This is a genomic window from Arthrobacter sp. LjRoot14 (genome assembly GCF_964253905.1).
Classification (GTDB): Bacteria; Actinomycetota; Actinomycetes; order Actinomycetales; family Micrococcaceae; genus Arthrobacter.
On sequence record NZ_CAXURL020000001.1, the window covers coordinates 1714011 to 1730189 of the forward strand.

The 16179-nt window shown below is 62.7% G+C and carries 8 protein-coding genes and 3 rRNA genes; 10 read left to right on the forward strand and 1 reads right to left on the reverse strand.

Translation table 11 applies throughout. The features are described from left to right. Positions 1–55: 55 nt before the first annotated feature. The 3 genes from ACSQ12_RS07745 (at position 56) to rrf (ending at position 5525) form a co-directional block, all read left to right on the forward strand. A 16S ribosomal RNA gene (locus ACSQ12_RS07745) occupies positions 56–1579 on the forward strand. 480 nt (positions 1580–2059) lie between these two features. Then, positions 2060–5197, forward strand: a 23S ribosomal RNA gene (locus ACSQ12_RS07750). A 211-nt stretch (positions 5198–5408) separates the two neighbouring features. Beyond that, positions 5409–5525 (forward strand): 5S ribosomal RNA (rrf, locus tag ACSQ12_RS07755). The 16S, 23S and 5S rRNA genes sit together here, the layout of an rRNA operon. Before the next feature lie 503 nt (positions 5526–6028). On the opposite strand, the gene ACSQ12_RS07760 is transcribed toward rrf, so the two are convergent. Further along, entirely contained in the window at positions 6029–7318 is a 1290-nt protein-coding gene (locus ACSQ12_RS07760) for an ISL3 family transposase (protein ID WP_436064951.1), read from the reverse strand. Between the two features lie 369 nt (positions 7319–7687). Between ACSQ12_RS07760 and ACSQ12_RS07765 the strand changes: the two genes are divergently transcribed. From ACSQ12_RS07765 to ACSQ12_RS07795, 7 genes are all read left to right on the forward strand, one after another. Beyond that, a complete protein-coding gene (locus tag ACSQ12_RS07765) occupies positions 7688–9433 on the forward strand; it encodes a hypothetical protein (RefSeq protein ID WP_436064952.1) in 1746 nt (581 codons plus the stop codon). A gap of 6 nt (positions 9434–9439) precedes the next feature. Further along, on the forward strand, positions 9440–10432 hold the full coding sequence (locus tag ACSQ12_RS07770; protein ID WP_436064953.1) for an HAD-IIA family hydrolase: 993 nt from the start codon (positions 9440–9442) through the stop codon (positions 10430–10432). Positions 10433–10454: 22 nt separating this feature from the next. Beyond that, on the forward strand, positions 10455–10655 hold the full coding sequence (locus tag ACSQ12_RS07775) for a hypothetical protein (protein WP_209746071.1): 201 nt from the start codon (positions 10455–10457) through the stop codon (positions 10653–10655). Positions 10656–10657: 2 nt separating this feature from the next. After that, complete coding sequence (locus ACSQ12_RS07780; RefSeq protein WP_436064954.1) at positions 10658–11470, forward strand: TlyA family RNA methyltransferase; 813 nt, start codon at positions 10658–10660, stop codon at positions 11468–11470. A gap of 13 nt (positions 11471–11483) precedes the next feature. After that, positions 11484–12506: an NAD kinase gene (locus ACSQ12_RS07785; RefSeq protein WP_436064955.1), complete on the forward strand. Its 1023-nt coding sequence runs from the start codon at positions 11484–11486 to the stop codon at positions 12504–12506. 3 nt (positions 12507–12509) lie between these two features. Then, positions 12510–14249, forward strand: a complete 1740-nt coding sequence (gene recN, locus ACSQ12_RS07790) for a DNA repair protein RecN (RefSeq protein ID WP_436064956.1) — start codon at positions 12510–12512, stop codon at positions 14247–14249. A 133-nt stretch (positions 14250–14382) separates the two neighbouring features. Then, entirely contained in the window at positions 14383–16176 is a 1794-nt protein-coding gene (locus ACSQ12_RS07795; RefSeq protein ID WP_209748483.1) for a CTP synthase, read from the forward strand. Positions 16177–16179 lie beyond the last annotated feature (3 nt).

A 16179-nucleotide genomic window follows, 5' to 3' on the forward strand; every position in this document is an offset into this window, starting at 1 on the left:
CAGTCTGGTTCCGCGTTTTCCCGTGGTTCCTGGTTGTGTCTGTTTTTGTTTTACTTCAACGGAGAGTTTGATCCTGGCTCAGGATGAACGCTGGCGGCGTGCTTAACACATGCAAGTCGAACGATGAACCTCACTTGTGGGGGGATTAGTGGCGAACGGGTGAGTAACACGTGAGTAACCTGCCCTTAACTCTGGGATAAGCCTGGGAAACTGGGTCTAATACCGGATATGACTCCTCATCGCATGGTGGGGGGTGGAAAGCTTTTTGTGGTTTTGGATGGACTCGCGGCCTATCAGCTTGTTGGTGAGGTAATGGCTCACCAAGGCGACGACGGGTAGCCGGCCTGAGAGGGTGACCGGCCACACTGGGACTGAGACACGGCCCAGACTCCTACGGGAGGCAGCAGTGGGGAATATTGCACAATGGGCGAAAGCCTGATGCAGCGACGCCGCGTGAGGGATGACGGCCTTCGGGTTGTAAACCTCTTTCAGTAGGGAAGAAGCGAAAGTGACGGTACCTGCAGAAGAAGCGCCGGCTAACTACGTGCCAGCAGCCGCGGTAATACGTAGGGCGCAAGCGTTATCCGGAATTATTGGGCGTAAAGAGCTCGTAGGCGGTTTGTCGCGTCTGCCGTGAAAGTCCGGGGCTCAACTCCGGATCTGCGGTGGGTACGGGCAGACTAGAGTGATGTAGGGGAGACTGGAATTCCTGGTGTAGCGGTGAAATGCGCAGATATCAGGAGGAACACCGATGGCGAAGGCAGGTCTCTGGGCATTAACTGACGCTGAGGAGCGAAAGCATGGGGAGCGAACAGGATTAGATACCCTGGTAGTCCATGCCGTAAACGTTGGGCACTAGGTGTGGGGGACATTCCACGTTTTCCGCGCCGTAGCTAACGCATTAAGTGCCCCGCCTGGGGAGTACGGCCGCAAGGCTAAAACTCAAAGGAATTGACGGGGGCCCGCACAAGCGGCGGAGCATGCGGATTAATTCGATGCAACGCGAAGAACCTTACCAAGGCTTGACATGGGCCGGACCGGGCTGGAAACAGTCCTTCCCCTTTGGGGCCGGTTCACAGGTGGTGCATGGTTGTCGTCAGCTCGTGTCGTGAGATGTTGGGTTAAGTCCCGCAACGAGCGCAACCCTCGTTCCATGTTGCCAGCGCGTAATGGCGGGGACTCATGGGAGACTGCCGGGGTCAACTCGGAGGAAGGTGGGGACGACGTCAAATCATCATGCCCCTTATGTCTTGGGCTTCACGCATGCTACAATGGCCGGTACAAAGGGTTGCGATACTGTGAGGTGGAGCTAATCCCAAAAAGCCGGTCTCAGTTCGGATTGGGGTCTGCAACTCGACCCCATGAAGTCGGAGTCGCTAGTAATCGCAGATCAGCAACGCTGCGGTGAATACGTTCCCGGGCCTTGTACACACCGCCCGTCAAGTCACGAAAGTTGGTAACACCCGAAGCCGGTGGCCTAACCCCTTGTGGGAGGGAGCTGTCGAAGGTGGGACTGGCGATTGGGACTAAGTCGTAACAAGGTAGCCGTACCGGAAGGTGCGGCTGGATCACCTCCTTTCTAAGGAGCACCTACAGCAACCTCACCCCGTGTATGCGGGTGTGGTGGTGTTGTCAGGAGTACGCCCGTTGCGCAGACGATAGTTCTGCGGCGGGTGCTCACGGGTGGAATATCAGCAAATAGCGGCCGCATGGTTTTGTCCTTGCCCAGTACGGATGCTCTTGAGTGTCCTGGAACGGCGGGGGCGGGGCGCAGGCGGTTTAGTGTTTGGCACACTGTTGGGTCCTGAGGCAACAGGACCGGGAGGGTTTCTTCCCGGGTTTGTTTGTTTCTGGTTTCCTGGCTGCATCGATCATGCATGTTTGTGTGTGTGGGGTGTGTGGTACGGGGTTGTTGTTTGAGAACTACATAGTGGACGCGAGCATCTTTTATAAGAAGCAATTTCCAAGAATATGAACCTGGATCTGTCGCTGTTGTCCTTCGGGGCGGTGGTGGTGGTTTTCATGGTTCTCTCGAAAATTAGCGTTTTTGATCTTTTGTGGTCAAGTTTTTAAGAGCACACGGTGGATGCCTTGGCATTAGGAGCCGAAGAAGGACGTAGGAATCTGCGATAAGCCTGGGGGAGTCGATAACCGGACTGTGATCCCAGGGTGTCCGAATGGGGAAACCCCGCCAGGGACGCGAGTTGCCTGGTGACCCGCATCTGAACACATAGGGTGCGTGGAGGGAACGCGGGGAAGTGAAACATCTCAGTACCCGCAGGAAGAGAAAACAATAGTGATTCCGTTAGTAGTGGCGAGCGAACGCGGATCAGGCTAAACCGTTCCATGTGTGATAGCCGGCGGGCGTTGCATGGTCGGGGTTGCGGGACTTTCCGTGCTGTCTCTGCCGGGACAGCGAGGTGTGATGTGCAGGCATAGGTGAACGGTCTTGAAAGGCCGGCCAGAGAGGGTGTGAGCCCCGTAACCGTAATGTTGTGTACCGCCTGGGAAGTATCCCAAGTAGCACGGGGCCCGAGAAATCCCGTGCGAATCTGTCAGGACCACCTGATAAGCCTAAATACTCCCTAATGACCGATAGCGGACCAGTACCGTGAGGGAAAGGTGAAAAGTACCCCGGGAGGGGAGTGAAACAGTACCTGAAACCGTGTGCTTACAATCCGTCGGAGCCAGTCTGATTCTGGTGACGGCGTGCCTTTTGAAGAATGAGCCTGCGAGTTAGTGTTACGTCGCGAGGTTAACCCGTGTGGGGCAGCCGTAGCGAAAGCGAGTCTGAATAGGGCGTTGCAGTGGCGTGATCTAGACCCGAAGCGAAGTGATCTACCCATGGCCAGGTTGAAGCGACGGTAAGACGTCGTGGAGGACCGAACCCACTTCAGTTGAAAATGGAGGGGATGAGCTGTGGGTAGGGGTGAAAGGCCAATCAAACTTCGTGATAGCTGGTTCTCCCCGAAATGCATTTAGGTGCAGCGTTGCGTGTTTCTTACCGGAGGTAGAGCTACTGGATGGCTAATGGGCCCTACAAGGTTACTGACGTCAGCCAAACTCCGAATGCCGGTAAGTGAGAGCGCAGCAGTGAGACTGTGGGGGATAAGCTTCATAGTCGAGAGGGAAACAGCCCAGACCACCAACTAAGGCCCCTAAGCGTGTGCTAAGTGGGAAAGGATGTGGAGTTGCGAAGACAACCAGGAGGTTGGCTTAGAAGCAGCCATCCTTAAAAGAGTGCGTAATAGCTCACTGGTCAAGTGATTCCGCGCCGACAATGTAGCGGGGCTCAAGTACACCGCCGAAGTTGTGGCATTCACATTTTATCCAAGCCGCCTCCTTTGTGGGGTTGGTTCAGGAGTGTGGATGGGTAGGGGAGCGTCGTGTGGGCAGTGAAGTCGCGGTGTAAACCAGCGGTGGAGCCTACACGAGTGAGAATGCAGGCATGAGTAGCGAAAGACGGGTGAGAAACCCGTCCGCCGAATGATCAAGGGTTCCAGGGTCAAGCTAATCTGCCCTGGGTAAGTCGGGACCTAAGGCGAGGCCGACAGGCGTAGTCGATGGACAACGGGTTGATATTCCCGTACCGGCGAAAAACCGCCCATGCTGAACAGGGGATACTAACCGCCCGAGACCTGCCCGATCACCCTTGTGGTGTGAGGGTTTTGGTGGAGCGCGGGACCTGATCCTGGGAGGTAAGCGTATTAACAGGTGTGACGCAGGAAGGTAGCCGAGCCGGGCGATGGTTGTCCCGGTCCAAGGATGTAGGGCGAACGGTAGGCAAATCCGCCGTTCATGATGCCTGAGACCTGACGGGACCCCTTTAGGGGGGGATTCGGTGATCCTATGCTGCCTAGAAAAGCATCGACGCGAGGTTTTAGCCGCCCGTACCCCAAACCGACACAGGTGATCAGGTAGAGAATACTAAGGCGATCGAGAGAATTATGGTTAAGGAACTCGGCAAAATGCCCCCGTAACTTCGGGAGAAGGGGGGCCCCAACCTTGATGGACACGTGCTGTCCGGAGGGGATCGGGGCCGCAGAGACCAGGGGGAAGCGACTGTTTACTAAAAACACAGGTCCGTGCGAAGTCGCAAGACGATGTATACGGACTGACTCCTGCCCGGTGCTGGAAGGTTAAGAGGACCGGTTAGCCGCAAGGCGAAGCTGAGAATTTAAGCCCCAGTAAACGGCGGTGGTAACTATAACCATCCTAAGGTAGCGAAATTCCTTGTCGGGTAAGTTCCGACCTGCACGAATGGAGTAACGACTTCCCCGCTGTCTCAACCATAAACTCGGCGAAATTGCAGTACGAGTAAAGATGCTCGTTACGCGCAGCAGGACGGAAAGACCCCGAGACCTTTACTATAGTTTGGTATTGGTGTTCGGAGTGGCTTGTGTAGGATAGGTGGGAGACGTTGAAGCCCGGACGCCAGTTCGGGTGGAGTCATCGTTGAAATACCACTCTGGTCACTTTGGACATCTAACTTCGGCCCGTAATCCGGGTCAGGGACAGTGCCTGATGGGTAGTTTAACTGGGGCGGTTGCCTCCTAAAAAGTAACGGAGGCGCCCAAAGGTTCCCTCAGCCTGGTTGGCAATCAGGTGTCGAGTGTAAGTGCACAAGGGAGCTTGACTGTGAGAGAGACATCTCGAGCAGGGACGAAAGTCGGGACTAGTGATCCGGCGGTACATTGTGGAATGGCCGTCGCTCAACGGATAAAAGGTACCTCGGGGATAACAGGCTGATCTTGCCCAAGAGTCCATATCGACGGCATGGTTTGGCACCTCGATGTCGGCTCGTCGCATCCTGGGGCTGGAGTAGGTCCCAAGGGTTGGGCTGTTCGCCCATTAAAGCGGTACGCGAGCTGGGTTTAGAACGTCGTGAGACAGTTCGGTCCCTATCCGCTGCGCGCGCAGGAAATTTGAGAAGGGCTGTCCTTAGTACGAGAGGACCGGGACGGACGAACCTCTGGTGTGTCAGTTGTACTGCCAAGTGCACCGCTGATTAGCTACGTTCGGATGGGATAACCGCTGAAAGCATCTAAGCGGGAAGCTCGCTTCGAGATGAGATTTCCATACACCTTGTGTGTGAGAGGCCCCCAGCCAGACCACTGGGTTGATAGGCCGGATGTGGAAGCGAGGACTAACGACTCGTGAAGCTGACCGGTACTAATAGGCCGATAACTTACACCACACACCCCTTTCGTGAACGGATTCAAAAGACGTTCACACCATGAAAAGGGGTAAAAAGAAAACAAGACTGCTTGCGTCCACTATGTGGTTCCCAACCAACAAACCCGTTGCGTTGCAGGAACAAAACACAACAAAATAACAACACCACTAATGTTGTAACCACAAGATTTCCCAACCCCCAGCGCACCTGCCGGGGGTCCGGGTAGAAGGGTTACGGCGGTCATAGCGTGGGGGAAACGCCCGGTCCCATTCCGAACCCGGAAGCTAAGACCCACAGCGCCGATGGTACTGCACCCGGGAGGGTGTGGGAGAGTAGGTCACCGCCGGAACATCATTCAGGTCGAGAGCCCCAACCAGGCAACTGGTCGGGGCTCTCCCACGTTAACCACCAAAACCCCCACCCACACCCGGCACCCCACACCCACACCCAGGCCCGGCACCCCTCCCGACACACCCTCTCTCAGATCCGGCACCCCTTTTTCCGGACCCTCCCGCACATCCGGCACCCCTTTCGACACACGCTCTCTCAGATCCGGCACCCCTTTCGACACACGCTCTCTCAGATCCGGCACCCCTCCCGACACACGCTCTCTCAGATCCGGCACCTGGTTTGGCCCACGCTCTCTCACATCCGACGGCCGCCGGACCAGGCACCCCCGTCGAACCCCCACCACCACCGGTAGAGCATCCCGGAAACAACCCGCCACAACTGAGAGAGCGTCGCCCGGGGGAGTGCGAAAGGTGAGAGAGCGTCACCGGGGGAGGGCCGGCGGCTGCTCCTGGATTACGGGCTCTTCACGGTTCGTGGTGAACGTTCTGCCGTGAGGGATGTTCATGCGGCTGTTCTGGCTGCACTGCGCAACAGGATACGCGTTTTGTAGTTGCGTGCGTTGGTGAATCCCCGGCCAGTCCTTTTGATGTGCTTTATTGCGGTGTTGTTGGCTTCCACTTTCGCGGTTGTCGCTCCGGTGACAATGAGGACTTCGATCTCTTTCCACCACCGACAGACCGTGCGCCAGAGCCGGTTCGTCTCGGGCTGCGCGGCCCGCTCGACCAGGATCTGCAGCCGGGCTTTCGCGGCGGCAGCGTCCGCAAGAGAGCCTGTGGTCAGCAGGGTCCGGAGCTGTTCTTTGACAAGCCAGGCCGCTTGCAGTTTTCCGGTGGCATCGTCGGTCGCGAAGACGGTGCTGAGCCTGTCCCGTGCCCGGTCCGAGAGCGTGTCCCCGGCGCGCAGGAGCAGCCTCCGGTTGGCCCACACCGGGTCGATGGAACGCCCCCGCCGGCCATGCACCTGCTGTGTGAGCCGCTGGCGGACTTCGGTGAGCATGTCGTTGCCGAGCTTGACCAGGTGGAACGCGTCGACTGAGACAGCGGTGCGCGGCAACCACATCCGCAGTGCTTTGCGGAACGCCGCGGACGGGTCGATGGCAACGACCTGCACGCCCAGGCGCCACTGAAGCGGACGGGCGAACAGCCAGTCCCCGACCCCCTCACTGTCGCGGCCGTCCACGATCCCCAGGACCTGTCCGGTGTCGAGATCCACGATGGTGGTCATCCAGGGTTCGTAGCGTTTCCAGGCCTTGGTGGCAGGGTCGCGAAAGAACCGCACGGACCGGTAGCGGTGTTCATCGATGCCGAGCATTCGCGGTGCCAGGGCGTCGACATCGGGCAGCGTCAGCGCCGCGGAATCCAGAGCCCGCTGCACCAGCCACCATGAGACACCGAACGAAGCGGCGGCCTCGGCGGCTGCCCTGCCGGATCCGATGACAGCGGCCACCAGGGCCTCACGGAGCCGGCGGGTGGAGCGTGCCCGGCGCGGGACCTGGGATGTTTCCTCGGTGAATGTCTGGCGCGGGCACAGGTGCTCATCGCAGAAGAATCTCCGCTTGGCCCAGACTACTTCGACCGGCCCGGCGACAGGGATGTCACGCAGCCGTTGCGGCCGGCGGGAATGCACGCGGGTGCTGATCACCCCGCACGACGGGCAGCCGGCCTCGGCGGTGGCCACGACGCGGATCCGCCGCTGCCCGAAGGCAAGGACCTCAGTATCGGTGACTCGGTAGTCGGGCAGGTTGAAAATGGCGGTGGCAGCATCGGGGCGCGGGGAAGTAGGCTCGATCAAGGCTCGTAGCTCCTGACTTGATGAATGCGTAGAGAACATCCATCACAGCAGGGCTACGAGCCCTTCAGCTTTCAAGACACGGAACCTGTTTCACCATCAACCACGGAGAGCCGGATTACGCCTGAGCCGCTACTTGGACCGGTGCCCTTACTGGGTCAGACGCTGACACGGATCCGCGTCCCTGTGAGGCTTGCCACGAGAGCAGCTTCCGTGGCTGTGGCAGTTAGTTGGTGAGCGGTGACTCGCCTAGAATTGCATGAGATGTACGGACTTCGAAGCGCTTGATTTCGGGTTGCGTAGGATAACGAAACACGGATAAGAGCGGCTGCGATTGCGCCAGTGGTCGGCTCACAACAGGAGGAATCCAACATGGCTGAGCACAACGGCGGAAATCGAAACGGTAAAGACCGCGGCAGCTACGGAGGCGGCCGACCTTCGGGCGGGGGACCGTACCGCGCCTCGAATAATTCCGGCGGGGATCCCCGCGGATTCCGCGCAAAGGATGATCGCAGTGACCGTCCGTCGCGTGAAGGCGCTGACCGGAAGCCATTTGGTGATCGTCCGTCCCGTGAGGGTGGGGACCGCCGTAGCTTCGGCGCCGGTGCAGGTGACCGTGACCGTAAACCATTTGGTGCAGGTGACCGTGACCGTAAGCCGTTTGGTGATCGTCCGTCCCGTGAGGGTGGGGACCGCCGTAGCTTCGGCGCCGGTGCAGGTGACCGCGACCGGAAGCCGTTCGGTGATCGTCCGTCCCGTGAAGGGGGCGAACGCCGCAGCTTTGGCGCAGGTGACCGCGACCGGAAGCCGTTCGGTGATCGTCCGTCCCGTGAAGGGGGCGAACGCCGCAGCTTCGGCGCCGGCGCCGGTGACCGTGACCGGAAGCCGTTTGGTGATCGCCCGCGCCGGGAAGGCGACGGCGAACGTCGCAGCTACGGTGGCGGGGACAACCGTAAACCGTTTGGTGACCGCCAGGAACGGGCGCCCCGCAGCTTCGACCGTGGCGATTCAGGCCCCCGCGACTTCGGACGCGACCGTCCCGAGGACCGCCCCGCACGCGTACCGAACGCCCGTGACCTGCGCAGCGCCAACCGCCCGGATCGTGAGCGCTCTCCCCAGATCGACGAAGATGTCACCGGCCAGGAGCTGGACCGCGCAACCAAGCATGAGATCAAGACCCTCGAGCCCAAGAGCGCAGAGTGGGTCGCACGCCACCTGGTAATGGCAGGCCGCCTCATCGACGAAGAGCCGGAGCTTGCCTTCCAGCATGCCCTGGCTGCCAGCCGCCGCGGCGGACGTCTCTCGGCAGTGCGCGAGGCGGTGGGCCTGACCGCTTACGCCGCAGGCCACTACGGTGAAGCCCTGCGCGAGTTCCGCACCTACCGCCGTATTAGTGGCTCCAACGTGCACCTGCCCGTCATGGCCGACTGCGAACGCGGCCTGGGACGGCCGGACCGTGCCCTTGACGTGGCCCGCTCCGAGGAAGCCAATGACCTTGACGCACCCGGCAAGGTTGAACTGGCCATCGTGGCCGCCGGCGCCCGCACCGACCTGGGCCAGCTGGACGCGGCCGTGGCCGAACTGGAAATTGCCCAGTTGGACATCAACCGCGCCTTCTCCTACAGCCCCCGCCTCTTCCGCGCCTACGGTGACGCCCTCGCGGCAGTAGGTCGGACCGAGGAAGCGGCGAAGTGGCAGCGCCAGGCCGTTGTTGCGGAAAACGCCCTGGGCCTCGGAGAGGACGAGGAACCTGACATCATCGACCTCGGCTGGGACGAGGAAGAAGAAGCCCGCGAAGAGGAAGCAAGGCGCCGCCTGCTCGCCCAGCAGCAGGCTGCCAGTGCGCCCGCCCCGTCGCCGGGTGTCCGTGACGACAGCCAGTCGGCCGTGGTCGAAGCTGCCGCATCGGACGCCGCCGTATCAGATGCTGCTGTCCTGGATGAGGGCTCCGACGACGCCGAAGCGGATTACTTTGAATCCGACGACGCTGAATCCGACGAGGATTCCGTTGAGGAGGACGAACTCGAAGAGGGCACCAGCGGATACGGCACCACCGAGGACGCCGTACAGGACGCCGGCGATGCGGACACCGCACAGTCGGACCGCGAAAGGGAATAACTGCGCATGAGCGGTGCTTCATTGATTTCCCGGTTCGACGCCCTCCTGTCCGACCTTGACGGTGTTGTCTACGCCGGTCCCCACGCCATCCCGGGCGCCGTCGAGGCGCTCCGCCAACTGGCGGGTGTCGACGTCGGACTTGGCTACGTGACCAACAACGCGTCCCGGACTCCCGCCCAGGTGGCGGCGCACCTGCGTGAGCTTGGCGCGCCTGCCGAAGACGAGCAGGTGGTCAGTTCCTCGCAGGCTGCCGGCGAGCTGCTGGCGGGACTTCTTCCGGCGGGGGCGCGGGTCCTGGTGACCGGGAGCCCGGCGCTGGCGCATGAGGTGGAACTGGTTGGGCTGACACCCGTCCACAGTGCCAAGGACAACCCGGTGGCGGTGGTCCAGGGATTCAATCCCGAGATCGGCTGGAAGGACCTCGCTGAGGCTTCGTACGTCATCGCCGCCGGCGCCCTGTGGGTTGCCACCAACACGGACATGTCCATTCCGCAGGCCCGCGGCATCGCTCCGGGGAACGGAACCCTGGTGGCTGCCGTTGCTGCGGCCACCGGACAGCGGCCCCTGGTGGCCGGAAAGCCCGAGGCTCCGCTGTTCCGCACCGCCGCCAAACGGCTCACCTCCGACCGGCCGCTCGTCGTGGGCGACCGGCTGGACACCGACATCCTCGGCGGGAACAACGCCGGATTTGCCACGGTGGCAGTGCTCACCGGCGTAGACACCCGGGAATCCATCCTCGCCGCCCGCACGGCTGAGCGGCCGGACTTCCTCATCAACGACCTCAGCGATCTGTACCGCCCGTACCCCGCTGTGGAAGAGCACGACGGCGGCACGTTCCGTTGCGGTTCGGCCTCCGCCGTTGTGCGCGGAGAGACCGTCCACATCAGCGGAGTTCCGGGAGATCTCGACTCGTGGCGGGCAGCCTGCTCGGCGTGGTGGACGGCCAATCCGCAGGCGGAAACTGCCCTGACGCCGGCCATCGAGTGGCTGACGCGCTAATCCGGATCACTAGACTGGACAGATGACCGAGCTGAACAACTTTCCGGAAGCCGGCCGCAGCATGAGACCGGTCGGCGACGCGTCAGTCGACGCTGCGCTGGACCGGCTGGCTGCCATTGAAGGGCTCCCGGTTGCCGGGCACGCCGATGCCTACGCGGCACTTCACGATGCCCTGCTGGATGCGCTCAACGACGACGATCCGTCCGCTGCGGGTGACAACTGAGGATGGCCAGGCTTGACCAAATGCTCGTCACCCGTGGGCTGGCGAGATCCCGCACCCACGCCGCGCGTCTGATCGCCGAAGGCAAAGTCAGCTCCGACGGCACCGTTCTCGCGAAAGCCTCCGCCCAGGTGGATGACCTCACGCCCCTGGACGTAGCCGATGACGGGCAGGACAGCTATGTGAGCCGGGCCGGCCACAAACTGGCCGGGGCACTGGAGGCCTTTCCGGAAGTCACGGCTCAAGGCAAGCGCTGCCTGGACGCCGGTGCGTCCACCGGCGGCTTTACCGAGGTCCTGCTCAGGCGCGGGGCAGATCATGTGGTGGCTGTCGACGTCGGACACGGCCAGCTGGTGCCCCAGCTCCGGGACGACCCCCGCGTGTCAGTGCACGAGGGCCTCAATGTTCGTTACATGACGCCGGAAGAGGTTGGCGGCCCGGCCGCGCTGACGGTCGCTGACCTGTCGTTCATTTCGCTGACCCTGGTGTTGGAGCCGCTGGCGGCGTGCACGCATCCCGGTGGCGACCTGGTCCTGATGGTCAAGCCGCAGTTCGAGATCGGCAAGGACCGGCTGGGCCGCACCGGCGTGGTGAATTCCGTGCGTGAACGCCGGATGGCGGTAGAAAAAGTCGCCCATGCGGCGCTCGACGCCGGGCTCGAACTTCACGGCCTCGCGGCAAGCCCCTTGCCCGGCCAGGACGGAAACGTCGAATACTTCCTGTGGATAAAGCGCAGGATCACCACAGACTTGCCTAAGATCGAAGAGCGGGACGCAGCCGTTGCTGCGTTGCTCGGAACAATCTGGCCGAACCACTAGAAAGCGGAACCCGATGAGCAGGCGTGTACTGGTCCTTGCCCACACCGGCCGCGAGGAATCACTGAAGGCTGCCTGGGAGGCGTGCATCCAGCTGCACGCCTCAGGCATTGTTCCGGTGATGCAAAAATCCGAACTCAAAGACATGGAGGGGTTTTTCGGGCGGCTCGAAGACCCCGTGGAGATCCTCCATGACCACATCCAGCTCCCCGACGTCGAGCTTGTGATGGTCCTCGGCGGGGACGGCACCATCCTCCGTGCCGCCGAACTGGTCCGGGAGGTGGACGTCCCGCTGCTGGGCGTTAACCTGGGCCATGTGGGCTTCCTCGCCGAGAGCGAGCGGGCAGACCTTGCGCAGACCGTCGAATGGATCGCCAGCCGCGACTATACGGTGGAGGAACGGATGACCATCGATGTCCAGGTCTGGGTCCGCGGACAAAAGATCTGGCATACGTGGGCACTGAACGAGGCGGCCATCGAGAAAGGCAACCGGGAACGGATGCTCGAGGTGGTCACGGAAGTGGACGAGCGTCCGCTGACATCGTTCGGCTGCGACGGCGTGGTGATGGCTACGCCCACCGGTTCAACTGCCTACGCCTTCTCCGCCGGCGGCCCGGTGGTGTGGCCGGAAGTGGAAGCCCTGGTGATTGTTCCCATCAGCGCCCACGCGCTGTTCGCCAAGCCGCTGGTGGTCTCGCCCCGTTCCAGGCTGGCCGTGGAGGTACTGAACCGGACCGACGCCCAGGGTGTGCTGTGGTGTGACGGACGCCGTTCGGTGGACCTCCCGCCGGGCGCCCGTGTCGAAGTGACCCGCTCGGCCACGCCGGTCAGGCTGGCACGGACGCACCAGACACCGTTTTCGGCGAGGCTGGTCCGTAAATTCCAGCTCCCCATTCACGGCTGGCGCGGCCCCATGCCCCAGGCAGAGTCCGTCCATACCGGGCCTGTACCCACCATCCGTACCCCCAGGCCCATGGTGCCGCCTGCGGGTCCCCGGCCCGCCGGGACGTCCGAGACTGATCCGACGACTGCGAAGTGAATCATGCTTGAAGAACTGAGAATCCGCGACCTCGGCGTCATCACCGACGCAACCCTCCCGCTCGGCCCGGGCCTTAGCGTGGTGACCGGTGAAACCGGCGCCGGCAAGACCATGGTGGTCACCGCCGTCGGCCTCCTCCTGGGTGCCCGCTCGGATGCGGGTGCCGTGCGCAGCGGTGCGAAGAGCGCCTCGGCGGAAGCCGTCCTCAAGCTGGATGCCGGGCACGCAGCGGTCGTCCGCGCGTTGGAGGCGGGTGCTGAGGTGGAGGAGTTCGACGGCGGCGCTGAACTGATCCTTGCCCGCCGGCTGGGTGCGGATGGACGCAGCCGTGCCTACCTTGGCGGCCGCGCCGCCCCCGTGGGGGTCCTGGCGGAGATCGGCGAAAGCCTGGTGGTGGTCCACGGCCAGTCGGACCAGATCAGGCTGAAGGGGGCGCTTGCCCAGCGCGGTGCCCTGGACAAGTTTGCCGGCGATACCCTGGCCGGCCCGCTGGCTACCTACCAGGCCCTGTACAGCCACTGGAAAGCCAGCCAGGCGGAGCTGGACGCGCTGCGGGGCGCGGCTCGTGACAGGCTGCGGGAAGCAGAGTCGCTGGAGATCGCGCTGGCTGAAATCGATGACGTGGACCCGCAGCCGGGTGAGGACGAGTCCCTCAAGGCGGAGGCCGTGAAACTGGCCAACGTCGAAGAACTCAGGATTGCGGCAAACACCGCCCACCAGGCGCTCATCGCGGAGGACTACGGTGACGAGGGCGACGCCACCACGTTGGTGGATGCGGCGAAACGGACCTTGGAACATGTGGCCGAGCACGATGCCGAACTCGGCGCGGCCGCCGCCCGCCTGGCCGAGGTCGGCTTCCTGCTGAACGACATCGCCACGGAACTGGCGAGCTACCAGGCCGGGCTGGATTCAGAGGGGCCGGAGCGGCTCGCGGAGATCGAGGACCGACGGGCCGCGCTGGCCAAACTGGTCCGCAAGTATGCCCCCAGCATCGACGAGGTCCTGGTGTGGGCGGAGAACGCCCGCGTCCGGTTCGACGAACTGCAGGATGACTCCACCCGGATCGAGGCGCTGGACGCGGAAGTCGCCCGGACCGAGGCGGAGCTGAAGAAGCAGGCCGCCGCCATCAGCAAGGTCCGGGGCAAGGCCGCCAAAGATCTCTCTGCACGGGTCAGCGCCGAACTAAAGGCGCTGGCCATGGCCGACGCGACCCTGGTGATCACCATCGAGCCTGCCGCCCAGCTGATGCCGTACGGGGCGGACGAGATCTCGTTCCTCCTTCAGCCCCACTCCGGTGCGCCGGCCCGCCCGCTGGGCAAAGGTGCCTCCGGGGGCGAGCTTTCCCGCGTGATGCTGGCCATCGAGGTGGTGCTCGCCGCAGTGGATCCGGTGCCCACCTTTGTGTTCGACGAAGTGGACGCCGGCGTGGGCGGTCGGGCCGCCGTCGAGATCGGCCGCCGGCTGGCCATGCTGGCGCAGCATGTGCAGGTCCTGGTGGTCACGCACCTTCCTCAGGTTGCCGCGTTCGCTGACCAGCACATCACCGTCACTAAGACATCGGTCAGAGGGGCCGACGGCGGCACCGCCACCGGGTTCACCTCCAGCGATGTGCGGCTCCTCGATGGCCCGGAAAGGGTCAAGGAGCTGGCCCGTATGCTTGCCGGCCAGGAAGATTCCGAAACAGCCCAGGCCCACGCCCAAGAGCTGCTGGACGACGCCAAGCTGCTGCCGCAGAGGGCCTGAACCGCACTGCGAGAACCGTCACATCGGCTGCCCGCCGCCCCTGGTTTGCAGCTAAAACTTGATCAGGTTCCAGCGGCGGGGGAGACTGAGTCATTTGGGGAATCCGATTTTCGACCCGTGGAAGGCTCAAATGATGATAGGCTCGAATTCCGTGGTGCAGCGATCAAATTCCCGTGTAAATTCCCGGTTCCCGGGCTCGTCCAAGACGACCAAACACATCTTCGTCACCGGCGGTGTGGCGTCCTCGCTAGGCAAGGGACTGACGGCTTCGAGCCTCGGCCACCTGCTGCGGGCACGCGGTTTGTCTGTAACAATGCAGAAGCTCGATCCCTACCTGAACGTGGATCCGGGCACGATGAACCCCTTCCAGCACGGCGAAGTCTTCGTGACTGACGACGGTGCCGAGACTGACTTGGATGTCGGCCACTACGAGCGCTTCCTCGATGAAAACCTTGAAGGCTCGGCCAACGTCACAACGGGCCAGGTCTACTCCACGGTCATCGCCAAGGAGCGCCGCGGCGAGTACCTCGGCGACACCGTCCAGGTCATCCCGCACATCACGGATGAGATCAAGCGCCGGATGCGGCTTCCTGCTGAGGGCAAGAACGCTCCGGACGTCATCATCACCGAGATCGGCGGCACGGTTGGCGACATCGAGTCGCAGCCCTTCCTCGAGTCAGCCCGCCAGGTGCGGCAGGACATCGGCCGCGGGAACGTCTTCTTCCTGCACGTGTCCCTGGTCCCGTACATCGGGCCGTCCCAGGAGCTGAAGACCAAGCCGACGCAGCACTCCGTTGCCGCGCTGCGCTCCATCGGCATTCAGCCCGAGGCGATCGTGATCCGTTCGGACCGCGAAGTCCCGCAGGCCATGCGTGACAAGATCGGCCGCATGTGCGACGTCGACATCGACGCCGTCATCGGCTGCCCGGATGCGCCGAGCATCTACGACATCCCCAAGACCCTCCACTCCCAGGGCCTGGACTCCTACATCGTCCGTGCACTGGACCTGCCGTTTAAGGATGTTGACTGGACCAGCTGGGACAAGCTGCTCGAAGCAGTCCACAACCCGAAGCACGAAGTGGAAATCGCCCTGGTCGGCAAGTACATCGACCTGCCGGACGCCTACCTCTCCGTCACCGAGGCCCTGCGCGCCGGCGGCTTCGCCAACGACACCAAGGTCAAGATCCGCTGGGTCCCCTCGGACGAATGCGAAACCCACGAAGGCGCCGTGAACTCGCTCTCTGGCGTGGACGCGATCTGCGTGCCCGGCGGGTTCGGCATCCGCGGCCTCGAAGGCAAGCTGGGCGCGCTCAAGTTTGCCCGCGAAACCAAGCTGCCGGTCCTGGGCCTGTGCCTGGGCCTCCAGTGCATGGTCATCGAATACGCCCGGAACGTGGTGGGCCTTGAGGGCGCATCGTCCAGCGAATTCGAACCGGACTCCAAGTACCCGGTCATCGCCACCATGGAAGAGCAGCTGGACATCGTTGACGGCAAGGGCGACCTCGGCGGCACCATGCGTCTGGGCCTCTACGAAGCCAAGCTGGACGAAGGCTCCGTCATCGCCGAGACCTACGGCACCACCAAGGTCAGCGAGCGGCACCGCCACCGCTACGAAGTCAACAACAAGTACCGCGACCAGATTGCAGCGAAGGGGCTCGTGTTCTCCGGAACGTCCCCGGACGGCAAGCTGGTGGAGTATGTGGAGCTTCCCCGCGAAGTCCACCCGTATTACGTCGCTACCCAGGCCCACCCGGAGCTGAGCTCCCGCCCCACCCGGCCGCATCCTTTGTTCGCGGGCCTGGTCAAGGCCGCGCTGGATCACCAGAAGGGCGGGGACCTGCTTCCCGGCGCCAACAGTGCGGAAGCAACCAGTGCGGAAGCACCGGCTGAGGCCAGCGGCTCCGCCCGCAAGGTCTCCGCCAAGTAGTCA